The 20,101-nt window shown below is 34.1% G+C and carries 19 protein-coding genes; 15 read left to right on the top strand and 4 right to left on the bottom strand.

Going from position 1 to position 20,101, the window contains the following annotated elements; translation table 11 throughout:
• Window positions 1-13: 13 nt before the first annotated feature.
• The 7 genes from radC to BM371_RS04865 all read left to right on the top strand — a co-directional run bounded on the left by radC (window position 14) and on the right by BM371_RS04865 (window position 7,840).
• Complete coding sequence (gene radC / locus BM371_RS04895; RefSeq protein WP_034676449.1) at window positions 14-691, top strand: RadC family protein; 678 nt, start codon at window positions 14-16, stop codon at window positions 689-691.
• Window positions 688-1,596 (top strand): hypothetical protein, encoded by a 909-nt coding sequence (locus BM371_RS04890; RefSeq protein ID WP_051882779.1) that lies wholly within the window; start codon window positions 688-690, stop codon window positions 1,594-1,596. Before radC ends, BM371_RS04890 begins: the two co-directional genes overlap by 4 nt.
• A gap of 107 nt (window positions 1,597-1,703) precedes the next feature.
• Window positions 1,704-2,600 (top strand): phytanoyl-CoA dioxygenase family protein, encoded by an 897-nt coding sequence (locus BM371_RS04885; RefSeq protein WP_228376739.1) that lies wholly within the window; start codon window positions 1,704-1,706, stop codon window positions 2,598-2,600.
• A 58-nt stretch (window positions 2,601-2,658) separates the two neighbouring features.
• The gene (locus BM371_RS04880) at window positions 2,659-3,756 is read left to right on the top strand and encodes a hypothetical protein (protein ID WP_034676444.1); all 1,098 of its coding nucleotides are present in this window, start codon (window positions 2,659-2,661) and stop codon (window positions 3,754-3,756) included.
• Window positions 3,757-3,791: 35 nt separating this feature from the next.
• Window positions 3,792-4,304 (top strand): DUF7935 family protein, encoded by a 513-nt coding sequence (locus BM371_RS04875; protein ID WP_034676442.1) that lies wholly within the window; start codon window positions 3,792-3,794, stop codon window positions 4,302-4,304.
• A 20-nt stretch (window positions 4,305-4,324) separates the two neighbouring features.
• The gene (locus BM371_RS04870; protein WP_034676440.1) at window positions 4,325-4,936 is read left to right on the top strand and encodes an inorganic pyrophosphatase; all 612 of its coding nucleotides are present in this window, start codon (window positions 4,325-4,327) and stop codon (window positions 4,934-4,936) included.
• 168 nt (window positions 4,937-5,104) lie between these two features.
• On the top strand, window positions 5,105-7,840 hold the full coding sequence (locus tag BM371_RS04865; protein ID WP_034676438.1) for a sodium-translocating pyrophosphatase: 2,736 nt from the start codon (window positions 5,105-5,107) through the stop codon (window positions 7,838-7,840).
• A gap of 49 nt (window positions 7,841-7,889) precedes the next feature.
• On the opposite strand, the gene BM371_RS04860 is transcribed toward BM371_RS04865, so the two are convergent.
• Window positions 7,890-9,029, bottom strand: a complete 1,140-nt coding sequence (locus BM371_RS04860; protein WP_034676437.1) for an aminotransferase class I/II-fold pyridoxal phosphate-dependent enzyme — start codon at window positions 9,027-9,029, stop codon at window positions 7,890-7,892.
• 81 nt (window positions 9,030-9,110) lie between these two features.
• On the opposite strand from BM371_RS04860, the gene BM371_RS04855 reads away from it, so the two are divergent.
• The 6 genes from BM371_RS04855 (at window position 9,111) to BM371_RS04825 (ending at window position 13,268) form a co-directional block, all read left to right on the top strand.
• Entirely contained in the window at window positions 9,111-10,148 is a 1,038-nt protein-coding gene (locus BM371_RS04855) for a M28 family metallopeptidase (RefSeq protein WP_034676435.1), read from the top strand.
• A 10-nt stretch (window positions 10,149-10,158) separates the two neighbouring features.
• Window positions 10,159-10,617 (top strand): GNAT family N-acetyltransferase, encoded by a 459-nt coding sequence (locus tag BM371_RS04850; protein ID WP_034677378.1) that lies wholly within the window; start codon window positions 10,159-10,161, stop codon window positions 10,615-10,617.
• A complete protein-coding gene (locus BM371_RS04845; RefSeq protein ID WP_034676433.1) occupies window positions 10,601-10,969 on the top strand; it encodes a VOC family protein in 369 nt (122 codons plus the stop codon). Before BM371_RS04850 ends, BM371_RS04845 begins: the two co-directional genes overlap by 17 nt.
• Before the next feature lies 1 nt (window position 10,970).
• A complete protein-coding gene (locus BM371_RS04840) occupies window positions 10,971-11,474 on the top strand; it encodes an endonuclease V (RefSeq protein ID WP_034676431.1) in 504 nt (167 codons plus the stop codon).
• Between the two features lie 230 nt (window positions 11,475-11,704).
• Window positions 11,705-12,178 (top strand): hypothetical protein, encoded by a 474-nt coding sequence (locus tag BM371_RS04835; RefSeq protein WP_131430932.1) that lies wholly within the window; start codon window positions 11,705-11,707, stop codon window positions 12,176-12,178.
• A gap of 454 nt (window positions 12,179-12,632) precedes the next feature.
• On the top strand, window positions 12,633-13,268 hold the full coding sequence (locus BM371_RS04825; protein ID WP_034676425.1) for an NAD(P)-dependent oxidoreductase: 636 nt from the start codon (window positions 12,633-12,635) through the stop codon (window positions 13,266-13,268).
• A gap of 146 nt (window positions 13,269-13,414) precedes the next feature.
• Here BM371_RS04825 and uvrA read toward each other — a convergent pair whose 3' ends face one another.
• Window positions 13,415-16,207, bottom strand: coding sequence for an excinuclease ABC subunit UvrA (gene uvrA / locus BM371_RS04820; RefSeq protein WP_034676423.1), 2,793 nt, complete (start codon window positions 16,205-16,207; stop codon window positions 13,415-13,417).
• 342 nt (window positions 16,208-16,549) lie between these two features.
• Between uvrA and BM371_RS04815 the strand changes: the two genes are divergently transcribed.
• Both BM371_RS04815 and BM371_RS04810 read left to right on the top strand, forming a co-directional pair.
• Entirely contained in the window at window positions 16,550-18,361 is a 1,812-nt protein-coding gene (locus BM371_RS04815) for a TonB-dependent receptor plug domain-containing protein (protein WP_034676421.1), read from the top strand.
• 52 nt (window positions 18,362-18,413) lie between these two features.
• Window positions 18,414-19,130, top strand: a complete 717-nt coding sequence (locus BM371_RS04810) for a DUF2490 domain-containing protein (protein ID WP_034676418.1) — start codon at window positions 18,414-18,416, stop codon at window positions 19,128-19,130.
• A 1-nt stretch (window position 19,131) separates the two neighbouring features.
• On the opposite strand, the gene BM371_RS04805 is transcribed toward BM371_RS04810, so the two are convergent.
• Complete coding sequence (locus BM371_RS04805) at window positions 19,132-19,578, bottom strand: phosphohydrolase (protein WP_034676416.1); 447 nt, start codon at window positions 19,576-19,578, stop codon at window positions 19,132-19,134.
• Between the two features lie 97 nt (window positions 19,579-19,675).
• Window positions 19,676-19,978 (bottom strand): hypothetical protein, encoded by a 303-nt coding sequence (locus BM371_RS04800; RefSeq protein ID WP_034676414.1) that lies wholly within the window; start codon window positions 19,976-19,978, stop codon window positions 19,676-19,678.
• Window positions 19,979-20,101: the final 123 nt, after the last annotated feature.

Below are 20,101 nucleotides of genomic sequence, written 5' to 3'. Positions count from 1 at the left end.
TAAATCTGATCCCATGTCTATAAAATTTTTAGCCGAAGACGACAGACCAAGAGAAAAGTTTTTATTGAAAGGTAAAAATTCGCTTTCTGATTCTGAACTTTTAGCCATCATTATGGGTAGTGGAAGCAGGGACGAAACTGCTGTGGAACTGGCAAGAAAAATTTTAGCTTCGGTGAATAACAATTGGCATCAGCTGAGTTTACTGACGATAAAAGATTTAATGAAATTTAAAGGCGTCGGTGAAGTGAAAGCCATTTCTATTGCAACCGCCCTGGAAATCGGAAAACGAAGAGCAGCTCAGGAAATTCCGGAAAAACCACAGATTTCAAGCAGCAGAAATGCTTATGATCTTTTGAAATTACATTTGGCTGATCTTAGAACTGAAGAATTTTGGGCACTGTTTCTCAATCAGAACAATAAAGTGATTCATATTGCACAACTCACTCAGGGCGGAATCAATCAGTCGATTGTAGACATCAGAATACTTTTCAAAACGGCTTTAGAACATTTTTCTACGGGAATTATCATTTCGCACAATCACCCTTCGGGAAGTCTGAAACCAAGCTCTGAAGATATTACCATCACCAAAAAAGTAAAGGAAGCCGGAGATCTTATGAGCATTCAGCTTCTGGATCATTTGATTATTACCCAAAACTCGTATCTGAGTTTTGCAGACGAAGGATTATTATGATTAGACGATTACAATACCATGAAATTGATTTTGAAAAATATACGCTCTGTCTCGAAAACTCTGCACAGCGAAAGTATTCTGCAACAAAAACGTTTCTAGATATTACATCAGATAAAAAATGGGAACTGATTGTTTACAACGATTATGAAGCAGTAATGCCTGTTCCGTATGTTTACAAATCGGGCGTGAAAATTGTTCACAATCCTATGCTTTGTCAGCAATTGGGAATTTTTTCTAAAGAAGATCAAGTAGAAATCAATGAAGTTTTTCTGAAATTTTTAGAGAAAAATTACCTGATCAGAATTTACGCTTTTAATGAATTTAATCAGTTTAAAACATCATTAAAATCCAAAAAAAACTTCCTTATACTTCCGGAAAAATATGAAACTGTTTATGCCAAATATTCTCCGAAAAGAAAAAGAAAATTAAGACTTGACGAAGAGGTCGTAAACAATTCCGAAACCAAAGATATCAATTTCGAACAGGCTGAAAGCTTTATTAAAGAAAATTTTTTGGGAGCCAGTAAAGAAGAAGATATTGATTCTTTCATGATGATTTTCAAAAAAATGGCGGAAGCTGGTTGCCTTACATTTTCTGCTTTTTACTTGAATAAAAGAATCATTAATGTGATCGTTACTTATTTTGATAAACATACGGTAGCGCTTTTAGGAACATTTAACGATAAAGATTTTGTGAAGATTTCCGGAGCTTCTGTTTTGATCGATTCCTGTTTAAAACAAAATATTGAGTCTAAAATTTTTGATTTTGAAGGAAGTGAAATTCCCAATGTAGAAGAGTTTTTCAGAGGTTTCAGACCGGAACTTCGACCTTATCATTTGATTGAATATTCTAAAAAAGATATTATTAAAAAATTACTGAGCTTGAAATTTATCATGAAACTTTAATTTAATCACGCTATTTAGATTAGTTCTGAATATATTTCATACATTTATACAGGTATTACAAACTAATAGCAATGCTAAAGAAGATACGCAATTACAAATTGCCTTACATGATTTATAATTTTTTCAACCGAAAAAAATTACAGCATAACATCCCGCTCTACAAAAAATACGGTCTCAATAAATCTTATTTCTCGAGCATTTCAAGTAAAGATTTTGCACATTTACCTGAGAACGAAAGAAAATTTGATTCGGAAAAGCTTTTCAATACAGATTTTTACAGGAATCTTTCAGAAGAAAACAAACTGAGTGCTCAAGGTTTTGATGACAATGGTTTTTTAATTTTAAGGAATTATTTGAAGCCTGAAACAGCAGACCAGATCAATAATGAGATCGAAAAACTGATGGAAGAGGGAATTATAAAATTTCGGTATGGCGGAAAGCTGATGTTTGTTATTCATCATTCGGAAATCATCAGAAACATCGGAAATGACAAAAATTTACTCGAATTTTTATCGGTTTTGATTGATGGAGACGCCAAATTGTTTCAAAGCATCAACTTCATCAACGGAAGTCAGCAAAAAACGCACTCAGACAGCATTCACATGACAACCTATCCTTTGGGCGGGCTTCTCGGAGTCTGGATCGCTTTGGAAGACATTGACGAAAACAATGGAGCTTTACATTACATTCCGGGAAGTCACAAGCTCCCGTATTTCCTTAATTCCGATTATGATAATGAAGGAACGGCTTTTAAAATCGGCAAAAAAAGTTATCTTGCCTACGAAGAATTCCTGGAAAATAAAGTGAAGGAATTAGGTTTGAAAAAAGAAGTTTTCAGAGCCAAGAAAGGAGATCTTTTAATTTGGCACGCCAACATTCTTCACGGCGGAGAACCACATTTAGATAAAACAAGAACCAGAAAAAGCTTGGTATATCATTATTTTGATGAAAAAAGCATCTGTTATCACGAGGTAACGCAAAGACCCGCATTATTCGAACTTTAAAATGGTAAAACGTTTTGATATTTTATTGAAAATCTTTTTTTCAGTATATCTGTGCATTATGTCGTATTATCTTTATACGCATCAGTATTACAATGTCGATATGGAAGCATATATGGGATTGTTGTACAAGACGGAATATCCCAATATGAAAATTGAAGATATTCATCAGAAAGTTTTCACGGAACTTAATGAGAAAAGACCGGGAATGTTTGAGTCTGATCTTTCGCATGAAGAAACAGCAAAAGGTGAAAATACGTATTACAAAACCATTTCCGAGAATCCCAAGATTTTTGAAGAAGAACTTCAGCTTTTTTCGGTAAAACCGTTTTATAATTTTACCAATCTTTTATTTTTTAAAGCAGGTTTCGAGGCATCAACTTCTACTTTTTTGATTTCAATATTATCTTATGTATTAATTCTTGGGTTTATATTTTTGTTTTTAAGCAAAATCCTGAAAAATCATAGTCTGGCAATTTTTTTGACTTTTTTATTCTCGATTTTTAAGCCATTATTAGAATCAGCGAGGCATGCTTCACCAGATACTTTATCTTGTTTACTTTTACTGGTTAGCTTTTATTTTTTCCTTGTTAAAAGAAGCTTTTTTTTCGCAACATTTTTTTCGATGCTGTGCATTTTAACCAGACCGGAATATTTTATCTTCTATTCGTTTTTGTATGCATTAATTTTCATTAAACGGAAAAATTTCAATATAAAAAACCACGAACTGGCTTTTTCATTTTTATATCTGTTTCTTTCATTTGGTTTAGTACAGTATTTTAACCAAATCTCCTGGTCGGTTTTGTTTATGAATCAGTTTACAAAAGTTCAGTTGTACCCAATTTCAAACCCGGATCATTTCAATTTCCATGAATATCTTGGTTATATTAAATCTAAATTATTATTTGAATTTAATTCATCTTATTTCCTTTTACTGTTAATTTTTGTGGTGATCATCGTTTATCATAAGTTTCCTCAGATTAAGAAAAACCGGATGCCGTATTTGTTTTTCGGGGTTATTTATTTGTCTTTTTTTATCAGATTTCTTGTTTTTCCGACATTGGTCAACAGAATGATGATCGGCTTTTACCTTCTGACTATCTTAAGTTTGATCTATATTCAGTCTTCAAAAGAAGATTTATTTAAAAAACTTTCCTAAGACCCAATTTATTAGTAATTTTGCTACCTCAAATTATGGCAGATTTTTCAGACTATTTACCTTATGCAGCCGCATTAGTTATCGCAATTCCTTTTTTGGTTTTGCTGAGACAATTTGTATATACCTACATCAACTTAAAGAATCAGGAGATCAAGCTTCTGTCTGTAAAATCTAACTCTGAAAACAAGACCCATTCTTACGAAAGAATGACGCTTTTTTTAGAAAGGATAAAGCCATCTAATCTGGTTCAGAAATTCGATAAGGATCTTGCCGTGCATGAGTTTGTATTTCTTACAGAAAGAACCATCAACGAAGAATTTGAATACAATGCTTCGCAACAGCTTTATTTAACGAAAAATTCATGGCAGAATATCGTTGATTCTAAAAATGCTGTAATAGATTTGTTGCACAAAACTTACGAAAGCCTTAGTAACAATCCGAATCTTAATGACTATAAAACCATTTTCATTATGAATTACATGAATGATAATGATTATATCGGAGCGACGATTGAAGACTTGAGAAGAGAAATTTTAATAATAGCATAATTAAATAATAAATATAAATAATGATTCCAAATTTTAAAGCACATCCGTGGCATGGGATTTCTGCAGGAGAAGATGCGCCAAACGTTGTAAACGTATTCGTGGAAATAGTTCCTTCAGACACCATTAAATATGAAATAGATAAAGAAACTGGTTACCTTAAAGTAGACAGACCGCAGAAATTCTCAAACATCATTCCGGCATTGTACGGTTTTGTTCCAAGAACATACTGCCATAATGAGGTAATGAAATTGGCGATCGAAAGTGGAGCAAATGATGTTACTATGGGAGATCACGATCCGTTGGACATTTGTGTATTAAGCTCACACAACATTCACGCTGGAGGACTTTTGATGGAAGCTATTCCGATCGGAGGTTTTAAAATGATTGATGGAGGTGAAGCTGATGATAAAATCGTTGCAGTAATGATCAACGATCACGCATTTGGTCATTTCAGAGATATTTCTGAATTGCCTGAAGCTGAAATCAAAAGATTGATGCACTACTTCCTTACTTACAAAAACTTACCGGATGAGCCTGCAAAATGTAGAATCCAAGAGGTTTACGGAGCAGAACATGCAAGAAAAGTAATTGTTGCTTCACAGAAAGATTATTCTGAGAAATTCGGAGGATAATTCTTCAAAAACTTTAAAAATATACAAAGCAGATGAATTTTCATCTGCTTTTTTGTTACTAAATTTATCTAAATTTCACAAAAACTTTTATAAGTCATAATTTTTTAAACAGTTTAATGGAAATTATTAAGTATATTTAATATTCTATTACCAAAAAAATATTAAACTATGGACTTATTTGTTTTAGTGCCAATTTTTGGCGTTATTGCCCTCGTCTACACTTTTCTGCAGAGTAACTGGGTAAGCAGACAAAACGCCGGAAATGAAAAAATGAAAGTTATCAGCGGACATATCGCTGACGGTGCAATGGCTTTTCTCAAGGCCGAGTACAAAATTCTCACCTACTTCGTAATTATTGTAGCCATTCTATTAGCCGTAATGGGAATGACCAATTCTCATTCACATTGGAGTATCGGAATTTCCTTTATTATAGGCGCAGTGCTTTCTGCCTTAGCCGGATTTATCGGAATGAAAATCGCAACGAAAGCGAATGTAAGAACTGCGGAAGCAGCAAAAACTTCATTATCCAAAGCCTTAAAAGTATCTTTCACAGGAGGCTCGGTTATGGGAATGGGAGTTGCCGGATTGGCAGTTTTGGGTTTGGGAGCTCTTTATTTAATTATTAAACAGATTTTTGCACCCGATGCAACTGTAGATTCTCATGAAATGGAAAGAACCATCGAAATTCTTACAGGTTTTTCTTTAGGTGCAGAATCTATTGCATTATTTGCGAGAGTAGGTGGAGGAATTTATACAAAAGCCGCAGACGTTGGAGCTGATTTGGTAGGAAAAGTGGAGGCCGGAATTCCTGAAGATGATCCCAGAAATCCGGCAACAATCGCTGACAATGTTGGTGATAACGTAGGAGATGTGGCAGGAATGGGAGCCGATTTATTCGGATCTTATGTGGCAACGGTTTTAGCAACAATGGTTTTAGGCAGAGAAACAATTTCTCAAGATTCTTTTGGCGGATTTGCTCCAATTCTTTTACCGATGCTGATTGCAGGAACAGGAATTATCTTTTCTATGATCGGAACTTTATTTGTTAAAATCAATGATAATGATGGCTCGTCGACTTCGAACGTTCAGAATGCTTTAAACTTAGGAAACTGGGGAAGCATCGTAATTACTGCAATTGCTTCTTATTTCTTGGTAACCTATCTGTTACCGGAGAAAATGGTTTTAAGAGGTCATGAGTTTACCAAAATGGGAGTTTTCGGAGCAATCATGGTTGGCTTAGTGGTAGGAACTTTAATGAGTATCATCACAGAATTTTACACAGCCATGGGAAAAAGACCTGTTTCTAGCATCGTGAGGCAATCTTCAACAGGGCATGCAACAAATATTATTGGTGGGCTTTCCGTAGGAATGGAATCTACACTTTTACCAATTTTAGTTTTGGCAGGTGGAATTTACGGTTCTTTTTTATGCGCCGGATTATATGGTGTTGCCATTGCAGCAGCCGGAATGATGGCTACAACAGCAATGCAGTTGGCTATTGATGCTTTCGGACCTATTGCAGACAACGCAGGAGGAATTGCCGAAATGAGTGAGTTACCCAAAGAAGTACGTGAAAAAACAGACATTTTAGATGCCGTTGGAAATACTACCGCTGCAACTGGGAAAGGCTTTGCAATTGCATCTGCTGCCTTAACAGCTTTAGCTTTATTTGCCGCTTTCGTAGGAATTGCAGGAATCGACGGAATTGATATTTACAGAGCCGACGTTTTAGCAGGATTATTTGTCGGTGGAATGATTCCGTTTATTTTCTCTTCGTTGGCGATTACAGCAGTTGGACAAGCTGCGATGGCGATGGTGGAAGAAGTGAGAAGACAATTCCGGGAAATCCCGGGAATTCTAGAAGGAAAAGCCGAACCCGAATATCAAAAATGCGTTGCCATTTCTACTGACGCATCCATCAAAAAAATGATGCTTCCCGGAGCAATTGCTATTATCTCTCCCTTATTAATAGGATTTATTTTCGGTCCAGAAGTTTTAGGAGGTTTTTTGGCAGGAGCAACCGTTTGCGGAGTTTTAATGGGGATTTTTCAAAATAACGCAGGAGGAGCATGGGATAATGCAAAAAAGTCTTTTGAAAAAGGGGTAGATATCAACGGACAAACTTATTATAAAGGTTCAGAGCCTCATAAAGCTTCGATAACCGGAGATACGGTTGGTGATCCGTTTAAAGATACTTCAGGGCCATCGATGAATATTTTGATTAAATTAATGTCTATTGTTTCATTAGTCATTGCTCCGACTTTAGCCGTTTTGCATAAAGATAAAATAGAAGCAAACAGAAAAGCAAAAATTGAAAGCTTGACCGGAATGACAGGGATTCATACAGAAAAGCAAGCAGCTCAAGAAGGAAATACTATTATTGAACCTTTGGAAATTAATGGTCAGCTAAATGAAAACGGGGATTTCGTTTATACAACAGGAGATATTCAGGAAATAAAATTAGACGGAGGTAAGAAAATTTCTCTCGGAAATCAAAGTCAATTGTACTTCTTGTATAATGATGTTAAAAATAAAGACAAAGCTGCTTTAAATCCTGATAAATGGTACACCATTGAAAATCTGTATTTTGAAACAGGTTCGAGTGATTTAAAGACAGGCTCAGAAGCCCAACTTGCCAATCTTGCTGAATTAATGAATGCTTATCCTGATTTAAAGATAAAATTAGGTGGCTATACAGATAATACGGGAAGTGAGGAAACCAATCTGAAGCTTTCAAATCTGAGAGCTCAGACTGCCAAATTAAAACTACTCGAGATGGGAATTGCAGGAGATAGGGTAGAAGCCGAAGGATACGGTTCACAGCATCCTGTTTGTCCGGAAAATGACACCGAAGAATGTAAGGCAATAAACCGCAGAATAGATATCAGAGTTTTAGCGTTATAATTTCTTACTGATACATATAAAAAAACACTGCATCTTGCAGTGTTTTTTGTTATAAATTGTTTTTTAAGTGTTCCATTGCCTGTATAATCACTTCATCTTTTTTTACAAAGCTGAATCGTATATAGTCCGAATCCTGTTTAGAATGGTAAAATGCTGAAAGCGGTAAACACGAAACTTTTTTTTCTATAGTAAGCCATTTTGAAAATTCAACATCCGTCATTGTTTTATTGATTTCTCTGAAATTAACAAGCTGAAAAAAACCACCCTGAGATTTATCTTCCACTTTTAAAGGAGTGTGACTGATCATCTCATTAAAAATATCACGTTTACTCTGCATAATATTTCTATTCCCTGTAGGGTCAAAAACCTCCAGATATTTAGAAATCGCATATTGGCACGGAGAATTAGAGCTGTACGAAATATATTGCTGATGATTTCTGAAATTTTGCAATAAATCTTCATCTGCTAAGAGATAGCTAACCTTCCAACCTGTAGAATGAAACATTTTACCGAAAGAAAAAATACAAAACGTTCTTTTTTTAAGCTCGGGATGTATGAAAGAACTGTAATGCTCTTGATTATCGTAACAATAGATATCATAAATTTCTTCTGATATAAGATAAATTTCCTGATCTTTAATCAAATCATACAACTGATTCCAATCCTCTTTGCTCCACATTTTACCGGTAGGATTTTGCGGAGAATTTACAATGATGGCTTTCGTTTTAGCGGTAATGCAACTCTTTAATTTTTCCCAGTTTATTTTAAAATCAAAATCAAGATCGTAGTAAACAGGAATGCCACCGTTGAGCACAATTGATGGCGCATAAGTATAATAAGATGGTTGAATAACAATAACTTCATCACCATTATTTAAAATTGACTTTAAGGATGTATATAACCCGAATGTAGAACAGGGAACAATATTTACTTCTTCTCTTTTTAACTGTAAGCTATTTTTTCTATTGCCATTAAACTTTATAATCTGATCAATTAATAGAGAATTTCCGGCTAAAGATTCATAACTATGGCTGATCACATCGGCTGATTCCTTTAGATAGTATCTTAAACGCGGATCAATTTCAAAATCTGGAAGACCTAACGATAAATCATAGCTGTTGTATCTCGAAGCAAGCTCCGACATTTCTGTGAAAAACGTATAATCATTAAATCCGTAGTTTTTTTGCATAGGCTTTATCAAATATATTAAAAATTTGTTATCAAATTAAGGTTGAGATATTTTTGCTATTTTTAGGGAAATTATCAGTTCATGAAAAAGATATTTCTTCCTGTATTTTCAGCTATTATTCTTCTGAGTTGCAATACAGCAAATGTTTCGAGCGATCGAATAGATTCAATTAATGCTAAAAGTGAGAAAGTCTTTAATAAAGCATATCAGCAAATTAAGCTTAATGATTTAAAGAAAAATTTACACATTATTGCATCCGATGAAATGGAAGGAAGAGATACGGGAAGTCCCGGCCAGAAAAAAGCGGGCGAATATATTGTACAATTTTATAAAGAATTAGGCATCTCATTTCCAAAAAAAATGGGCTCATATTACCAGAAAGTTCCATCATCATTTATGAAAAAAAGAGGTGGTGGAAATCTTCCTGATTCAGAAAATATTATTGCATTTATTGAAGGAAACGAAAAACCTGAAGAAACCATTGTTGTTTCTGCTCATTATGATCATGTCGGAACTAAAAATGGAGTAGTCTATAACGGAGCAGATGACGACGGAAGCGGAACGGTCGCAGTGATGCAGATCGCCAAAGCTTTTCAGTCGGCGAAAAAGAAAGGAAAAGGTCCGAAACGATCTCTTTTGTTTTTACATGCTACTGGTGAAGAACATGGTCTTTTTGGCTCATCTTACTATTCTGAAAATTCTGTTTTTCCTTTAGCCAATACAGTTGCAGACTTGAATATTGATATGATCGGAAGAGATGATCCCGCAAATAGAGGGAAAAATTATGTCTACGTGATTGGTTCTGAAATGCTGAGTTCAGAATTAAAAATAATTAATGAAGCTGCCAATAAAAAAACTCATAATCTTGAGCTGAATTATAAATACGATGATCCGAAAGATCCTGACAGACTGTATTATCGTTCCGATCATTATAATTTTGCAAAACACGGCATTCCTGTAGCATTCTATTTCGACGGAATTCACGAAGATTATCATCAGCCGACTGATGATGTGGAAAAAATTGACTTTAATCTACTTCAGAAAAGAACACAGCTGATCTTCACCACAGCCTGGGAACTGGCGAACCGTGAAAATAGAATTGTGGTTGATAAAAAATAAATTTTCAGATATGGTTATTCGTGCAGCGAAAATAGAAGACATTCCGCAAATTCAGATCGTAAGAAATTCGGTAAAAGAAAACATGCTTTCTAATCCCAATCTTGTAACAGATGATGATTGTAAAGAGTTTTTAACTGAAAGAGGCAAAGGCTGGGTTTGTGAGATCGATGGGAGGATAACAGGTTTTTCTATCGTTGATCTAAAAGAAAATAATATTTGGGCATTGTTTGTTGATCCCGATTTTGAAAAGAAAGGAATCGGAAAGAAGCTCCATGATATTATGCTGGATTGGTATTTCAATCAAACCCGGGAAAATGTATGGCTCGGAACATCACCGAATACCAGAGCCGAAATATTCTACACAAAAAACGGTTGGAACTACATCGGAATGCATGGAAAAAATGAGATAAAATTTGAAATGACTTATAATCATTGGATTAATAAAAAACAATATGAATCAGAAAATTAAATCACTAAGACCATTTATTGGCTCGAAAGATTTTGCTGAGAGCAGAGCATTTTACACAGATTTAGGATTTGAAGAAAACATTCTCGAACCAAAGCTTTCGGTTTTTAAGAAAGGCGAATTTGCCTTTTATCTTCAGGATTATTATGCTAAAGAATGGGTAGAAAACACAATGCTTTTTCTTGAAGTTGAAAACACTGATCTTTTTTGGGATGAGCTTGTTAGTTTAAAATTAAACGAAAAGTATGATTCCATTAAATTGGTTCCCACCAGAACAATGGATTGGGGTAAAGAATGCTTCATGATCGATCCTGCCGGAATTTTGTGGCATTTTGGTGAATTTTTCAATAAATAAAATGATCTACGCATTCGATACTTATTACTACGATGGTTTTGCCAAAACAATCTGCATCGCTTTCAAAAACTGGGATTCTGAAAATGAAGAAGCAATCTATTCTGAAAATACAGCCATCACTTCCGAGTATGAAAGTGGGGCATTCTATAAACGTGAATTACCGTGTATTCTCAGTTTATTGAAAAAGATTGATTTAAAAGAAAGTGACATCATTATTGTTGATGGCTACGTTACTCTTGATAATGATGGTAAAATTGGTTTGGGTGGCTATCTTTACAATGCACTCGACAATAAGATTCCTGTCATCGGAATCGCAAAAAATGGTTTTGCAGCAGAAGACAGCAAAAGACGTGAAGTTTTTCGCGGCGAAAGCAAAACTCCATTGTTTGTAACTTCGCAGGGAATTGATGTTGATGAGATAAAAATAGCTGTTGAAAATATGAGCGGATCTTATAGAATTCCGACTTTGCTCAAAAAACTTGATCAGTTGACCAGAGAAAAATGAGATTAAGTGAATAAACTGATAAAAGTCAGTATAATTATTATTTGTATTTATTCTAAATAAATATAAATTCGCTTGTCTTTTAGAAACGATTCTAAAAACATCAAATAGTTCATATCCATATTAATTTTTCATTTTTCAAGAACCGATAAGTTTTGCTTATCGGTTTTTTTATTTTAAATCCAAAATTAAATTCAAAATCTATATTTTTGAAAGAAATAAACACTTTTAAAATGAAAAAAATTATTCACCTTATCGCCATTATTTCTTCTCTTCAACTGGTCTCACAAAGACATTATACCAAGATAAGCAGCTCGAAAGTTAGTAATGAAAGGATTGATGTAAGCGAAAATTTCATTAAAGAATTCTACAGAAAATGCAACAATAAAGATTATTCTCAATTTAGCAGTTTTATTTTAGATAAAAGGTTAGAAAGAAAACTAAATAATGATTATGAAAAAATATGCGAAATAATAAATAAGAATGGAAAAATTACTTCTCTAAAATTCAGATCTGCTTATATTAAAGATTACACGAAAAATAGTGATCCAATAGAATTGATGACTTTTGATGCCGGTTTTGAAAACTCAAAAGAGTTGCACTTTATAAATGTATGGATCTATCGTGATCAAAACGTCATCAACAACATCTTAACTTCAAAAGAAAAACCTTTTTCAAAGCCTAAAAAAAAAGAATCCGCTCTTTAGAAGCGGACTCAGTAGATAAATACATCTCATTTTTTTAATTAGACAACAACAAAAAAGCACAGCCGACGATGCTGTGCTTAAATTTTTATTTCAAATTTAATTGCAATTTCGTAATCGAAAAAGGCAAGAAAAAGATTCATTTCATTTTTATTACATAGTAAAAGTAGGAATATATTTTTGATAAACAATGAATTAAATGTTAAAATTCACAAGTTATCCACATTTTTTTGTGGATAAAATCAGACGCTCTTTTTTCATTGTATCCATTTTTAAATTTGACAAATTTAATATCTTTATTAAATCAAAATCTTCTTTTAATATTACCCTAATTAATCAGCCGAATTTCAAATGGCTTGATTCGCAAAGACTCAACTTCCTGAGTCTTAAATCTTCATTTCAACAATTAATGCTAACTACAGATGAATAGTTAGCCAACTTTAAACATTTATAAAAAATGAATACACATATAATTGCCGTAATTGGTGGAACAGGAAAATCGGGTAAATATCTTGTTCAGAGTTTACTAGAAAAAAAATATTCAATTAAGCTTTTAATAAGAAATCCTGAAAATTTCCAGCTTCAGAATCCTTTAATTGAAGTTGTACAAGGAGATGCCCGAGATTATCATTCAGTTTTAAAATTACTGGAAAACTGTAACGTTCTTTTAAGCACTTTGGGACAGCCAAAAGGAGAAAGAACAATCTTCAGTGATGCAACTAAAAATGTTGTCAGTGCAATGAATTACCAAAAAATCAAACGATATATTGTAACAACAGGTTTGAGCGTAAATACACCTTTTGATAATAAAAATGAGACTGTGAAAATGGCTACGGACTGGATGTACCAAAACTATCCTGAAACAACGGTTGACAAACAAAAAGAATACGAGCTGCTTACTCAGAGTAATCTTGACTGGACTTTGGTAAGACTTCCTTTAATCAATTTAACCGATGACAGTTTTAAAACGGAAACAAGTCTGGAAGATTGTAGAGGCAAAAATATCTCAGCAACAGATTTAGGGGAATTTCTGGTTTCTCAAATTGATGATGAGGCTTTTATTAAAAAGAGTCCGTTTTTGTATAGTGTTTAAACACAAATTGCACTATTTTTCTTCACAAATGATACTAATCTTGATATCAATAATAATTCAAAATATCAAATTGTGAAAATTAGTGAAAACATTTGCGTCATTAGTGTTTAAGCTAAAAAAGAGAGTCTTTGTGACTCTCTTTCTATTTAATTTTCAAGCTTCTCTTTAATGTATTTCGCTGTATGCGATTTTTTATTTTTAGCTAGATCTTCAGGAGTTCCTGCAAAAACAACTTCTCCTCCGTATTTTCCGGCTTCCGGACCGATGTCGATGATATGATCGGCGCATTTCATAATATCAGGTTGATGTTCAATGACGATCACAGAATGTCCGAGATCGATCAATGCCTGCAAAGATTTTAATAATTTTTGAATATCATGGAAATGCAATCCGGTTGAAGGTTCATCAAAAACAAATAAAGTTTTATCCGTTGTTACCCCTTTTACCAGGAAAGATGCCAGTTTCACACGTTGTGCTTCACCTCCCGAAAGTGTAGAAGAGCTTTGCCCGAGCTGTAAATATCCCAAACCGACGTCCTGAAGCGGAGTAAGTTTTGTAACGATTTTATCCTCTTTATTCTCTCTGAAAAATTCTAATGCTTCATCAACGGTCATATGAAGAATATCCGAAATATTTTTTTCGTCGAATCTTATTTCAAGAATTTCATTTTTAAAACGGGTTCCCTTACAGGTTTCACACTCAAGCTCTATGTCTGCCATAAACTGCATCGAAACATTGATCACGCCTTCACCCTTACATTCATCACATCTTCCGCCATCAACGTTAAATGAAAAATGTTTGGGCTTGTAACCCATCATTTTGGCACTTTTCTGCTTCGAAAACAAATCACGAATATCGTCATAAGCTTTCAGATACGTTACAGGATTCGAACGGGAAGATTTTCCGATAGGATTCTGGTCGATTAATTCTATATGCTTAATGAGCTTTTTAGGAAATTCCACAGAGTCATAATCTCCCTTTTTACCGCCCATTCCTAATTGAATCTGAATATCATTGGTCAGAATTTCTTTCATCAAAGTTGATTTCCCACTTCCTGAAACTCCTGAAATAACAACTAAACTTTCCAATGGAACATCAACATCGATATTCTTCAGATTATTTGATCTTGCGCCTTTTATATGAATGAATTCCTTTGCTTGTCTGCGCTTTTCAGGAACTTTTATTTCTAATTTTCCGGTCAGATATTTTGAAGTAAGCGTATCGGCACTTTTCAGTTCTTTAAAATCACCTGCGAAAACCAGCTCGCCACCCAAATATCCTGCTTCAGGACCGATATCAATAATATAATCTGCCGCTCTCATCACATCTTCGTCATGCTCTACAACGATGACCGTGTTTCCGATGTCACGAAGATTTTTTAAAACTTCAATTAAGTTTTCAGTATCTCTTGAGTGCAAACCAATCGATGGTTCATCCAAAATATAAATAGATCCTACCAAAGAGCTCCCTAAACTTGTTGCCAGATTAATTCTTTGACTTTCACCTCCGGAAAGTGTATTGGAAGTACGGTTTAAAGTTAAATATCCTAATCCGACTTTTAGTAAAAATTCTAGACGGGTTGTAATTTCATACAGCAATCTTTTTGCAACTTCCTTATCATGCTCTGAAAGTTTTAAACCTTGAATTAAAGGTAAAAGTTCATCCAAAGGAAGCTCAATCATCGACTGGATATTGTGTCCGTCAATTTTCACCCAGCTTGTTTCTTCACGCAAACGTAAACCTTCACAAGTAGGGCAAAGTGTTTTCCCTCTGTAACGGGAAAGCATTACACGATACTGAATTTTGTATAAATTTTCCTCAAGCATTTTGAAGAAATTATTCAGCGAAGGGAAGGTGCTTTTTCCGTCGCCCTTCCACAGATAATTTTTCTGTTCTTTGGTTAGTTGATGATAAGGCTTATGAATAGGGAAGTCCTTTGCTTTCTTAATGAAATCTTTTTTCCATTCGCTCATGGTTTCACCTTTCCAGGAAGCAACGGCATCTTCAAAAACCGACAAAGCTTTGTTTGGAATTACAAGATCTTCATCAATTCCGATGACTTTTCCGTAGCCTTCACAGGTCGGACAAGCGCCGAAAGGGTTATTAAAGCTGAAAAAATGAACATTCGGCTCAAGAAATTCTATTCCGTCGAGCTCAAACTTATTGGAAAATTCTTTTACAGTTCCTGTTTCGGTGTTTTTTAACGAACAATATCCTCGACCTTCATAAAACGCCATCTGAATAGAATCTGCCAAACGCTGAAGAAAACTTTCATCTTCTTCGTAAGAAAAACGGTCGATCACAAGATTGATTTCCATACCTTTTTCAGGAGTGAAACCAAAACTTTCCAAATCTTCAATACCGGCAACATTTCCATTGATTTCTAATCTTGTGAAACCTGCAAGCTTTAAAATATTTAAAGTTTCCGTGAAATTTTCAAGATCAAAATCTAAAGGAGCCGTTAATAAAAACGGAATGTCTTTTTTAGAATTTTTAATATAATCTACAACATCCGTTACCGAATCTTTTTTCACTTCATTCCCTGAAACCGGAGAAAACGTTTTCCCGATTCTTGCAAAAAGAAGCTTCATGTAATCGTAAATTTCCGTAGAAGTTCCGACTGTAGAACGCGGATTCGATGAAATTACTTTCTGCTGAATTGCAATGGAAGGTGCCAAACCTTTAATATCATCAACTTTCGGTTTTTCAAGTTTGCCCAAAAACTGCCGTGCATAAGAGCTCAGACTCTCCACATATCTTCTCTGTCCTTCTGCATAAATAGTATCGAAAGCCAAAGAAGATTTCCCGCTTCCGGAAACTCCTGTGATAACGATCAATTTGTTTTTCGGTATTAAAACATCAATGTGTTTCAGGTTGTTAAGGTGCGCGTTTTTAACGAAGACCTGTTTTTTTATATCTATATCTGTTGTTGAAGCCATAGTAAATTTAAGACTAACAAAAATACGAATTTTTGACGGATTCTTTTTATTAATAAACAATCAAAAAACAAGTAATTCAGGTTTTAAAAAAATAAATGAAGCAGTTTTTTATACTTGTTTTATTAATTATTTTCATGTAAAATTGCACTTTAAATACGTGATAACAATGAGAAAGCTTTTCAGCCATTTTATTGCACATTTAATGAGAAAAAGATAATTTAAAAGTATTTACAATCCACTAAGATGCATTTTATGATGCATCTTTTTTTATGATATGTATCATTTTTTGGTTTTGGTAAAGTCTCCTAATTTTGGAAACTTCAAATAAAAACTAAAAGTAATATGAATAAGAAACTCGGAACTGTGATTTTCCTTGCTGCACTTTGTTCGACAAATGCACAGGTAAAAACTACGGATATAGATTCGGTAGAAATTCAGGGAAAATTTGTCGCAACAACTTATAAAAATGCCAATCAGAATATTTCTGTGATTACGAGAGAAGATATTCTGAATTCTCCGGCTGCAAGTATTGATGAGATTCTGCAGCAGATCCAGGGAATGGACATCAGAAGGAGAGGAGCAAACGGAGTGCAGAGCGATGTCGGTTTCAGAGGAAGTTCTTTTGAGCAGGTTTTAATCCTGATCAACGGAATCAGAATGAATGATTCACAGACGGGTCATAATTCTTTAAACGTTCCTGTTGATTTGGATAATGTTGAAAGAATAGAGGTCATTAAAGGTCCTGCAGCAAGAAGATTTGGGCAGAATGCTTATGCAGGAGCGATCAATATTATTACTAAAGCACAGATCGGTAAAAATGTAAAAATCAGCGCAAATGCAGGAGATTATGAGACGTATGGTTTTGGGCTAAGTGCAAATATTGGTAATGAAAAATTTTCACAATTATTGCAGGCAAACTCAAACTCATCGCAAGGCTACAGACACAACACCGATTTTGACATCAGAAATGTGTACTATCAAAATCAGTTGAAAATAAAAAACGGAGACATCCGATTACAAGCCGGGTTTTCTGAGAAAAAATTCGGAGCAAACGGTTTTTATTCATCACCTCTAGCTACAGAACAATATGAAGAACTGCAGGCTTCGATCATAAGTCTTGCTCATCAGCAGACTTTTGGGAAATTTAAGCTTAATTCTAATGTGTATTGGAGAAGAGGGCAGGATATGTACCTTTTTAACAGAGAAAAACCTGAGATCTACAGAAATATGCACATCGGAAATAACGTTGGAGGAGAGGTGAACTCAAGTTATACTTCAAGCTTAGGAACGACTGGTTTAGGAGTAGAATTGAGAAAAGAGTTTCTGGCAAGTAATAATCTGGGTGACAGAGAAAGATTTGTAACGCAGGTTTTCTTTGAACATCATTTTTCATTTTTCGATAAGAAATTGAATATCAGTCCGGGAGCCTCTTGGGCAAATTATTCTACCAACGGAAATTTCTTTTATCCCGGTTTAGATGTGGGTTACACATTTTTTCAAAATCATAAAGTGTATGGGAATATTTCAAAAGTACATAGAGTTCCTACCTTCACAGACTTATATTATGTAAGCAAAACGGAACAGGGAAATTCTGATCTTTTACCTGAAAATGCAATTTATACTGAAGTGGGTTACCAATTTCAGAATAAAAATATTTTAGCAAAATTGAGCGGATTTTACAGAAGTTCAGAAAATTCGATCGACTGGGTGAAAAAATCTTTGACAGATCCTGTTTGGTATTCAAGAAATATCGGAGATACTGAAATTAAGGGTATTGAAGCAGAAATTGGTCATCAGGTTTTTGACTGGTTGAAATATACGGTAGGCTACACGTATCTTGATAATAAGCTTAAAGACATCAACGAATTAAACTCACGTTATGCCCTTGATAATCTGAAACATCAATTTGTAGCAAAACTTAACACAAAATTTCTAAAATATTTTACCAACGAACTGGTTTACAGATATAATGACAGAATGAATTTCGGAAGTTATAATGTATTGGATGAAAAGCTAAGCTTTAATAAGAAAGATTTTTCGGTCTATGTATTGGTGAATAATGTTACCGATTCAGAATATACCGAAACTTTTGGTGTACCGATGCCTCAAAGATGGTTTCACATTGGGTTTTCCTACAATATTAATATTAAGTAAACTTAATATTACCGAATAGTTAAATAATATACATTTGCAAAAATTTTTTTGGATGAAACTTTTTTTAAGTCTTGGTTTACTTTTAAGTGTAAGTATTTTCAAAGCGCAGGAACATATTTCCTCATTTAATGCACTGACGATTACTTACAAGTTTCATCCAAAATTTTTCCTTTATGCTGAAGGACAATCCAGAGGAATCGAAGAATACACCTATCCCGATTATTACGAAATAAAAGGAGGTTTAGGATATAATCTTACCAAAAATCATAAGCCATTTATCGGTTTAGGTCGATATGCAACCTATAAAGATCATGCTATTAATAAAGAAGAATTTCGTGTTTGGCTACAGGATGTGATCGATTTCAAAAAAGGAATTGTAAAGTTTGAAAACAGGTTTCGTGCTGAAAAATCATGGTTTTATGAGCCTCAAACCGACACAAGATCGGAAAGAATGCGCTACCGTTACCGTTTGAATGTTTCAGTTCCATTAAATGCTAAAAAAATCGCACCGGGAACATTATTTGCGAATGTTTATGATGAGATTTTTGTAGTTTCTCCTAATAAACCTTCATTTGCAAGAAACAGGGTTTATGGGGGTTTCGGATATCAGATTGACGAAAACTTCGGAGTTTTGGGCGGTTATCTTTGGCAGCGAGAATTTGAAGCGAAAGGTAACAAAAATGTTCATTTTGTATATCTAGCTCTGAATATCAACATCGACGACACCGATAACGATACCAAAACGTATCATTTCCCGGGCGCCGATTAATTTAATATTTCTCGGATAAATATCGGTAAGCTTTCAGATACTTATTAAATCGGTGAATGTCTTTTTGAGTTAATTCCCGGTTTACTCTTCTCAAATCCATGTTATCACGAAGATCGTTCAGCTTTACGGCCACAGCAAGAGGTGATCTTTCTGTTCTTTTAACGAAATCATCGTAATTTTCTTCCGGATCAAATTTAGTAAGACAGCTCACTGCGAAAAGAATGTATTCAGGAAAACCTTCAGATCGTAGATATTCAAAACTGAATTCTTCAGGATGATCTTCAACGACATCATGCAAAACTCCCACTATTTTTTCGTCCATTGTTTTGCCATATTCCATTACACGCATCACATGAGCAATGTACGGAGCGTGATATTTATCTTTTTGCCCTTTATGTGCTTTATCAGCAATTTTGATGGCTTTATTCAGCAATTCTTCTTTTGTCATTCTTTTTTGAAAAATAGAATACAAAAATATAAAACGTCTGAGATAAACTCAACGATTTTACATAAAATTTATCAACAATTTTCCTCTTCAACAGTTGCTATTTCAATGCCAGTTTATGTCGTTTTGCTGCATCCAGAATATTTGGTATTTTATGCAATGTAGAGTCTTTTTTCGGAGCTTTTAAACTTGAGTAAAGTTCAAGATTTTTTGGTTTAGCTACCGGCATTTTGTATAATTTAGCAATAGCCGTGTCAAACTTTGAAACATCCGAAGGTGTTTTGATAATTGATTTTTCAATTTTCGGAAGCTTGGTAGAATCAATTATCAAAGGTTTTCTGGGAGAAATCTGTGCTGAAAAAGATGCTGAAGACAGTATAAGTGCAACAATGTAAATTTTCATAATATTTATTTTAAACATCTAAAAGTTTAATTAAAAATTAAACTTTTTTATTATCTGATTATTATAAGACAATTCAAAATGAGTTTTTATTACACTTTAAATTAAATTTCTTTGTATTAAAAT

It is taken from the genome of Chryseobacterium formosense (assembly GCF_900116415.1).
In the GTDB taxonomy this organism is placed as follows: Bacteria; Bacteroidota; Bacteroidia; order Flavobacteriales; family Weeksellaceae; genus Chryseobacterium; species Chryseobacterium formosense.
The sequence above is the reverse complement of the archived record's forward strand: the minus strand, read 5'-3'. Positions and strand labels throughout refer to the sequence as shown.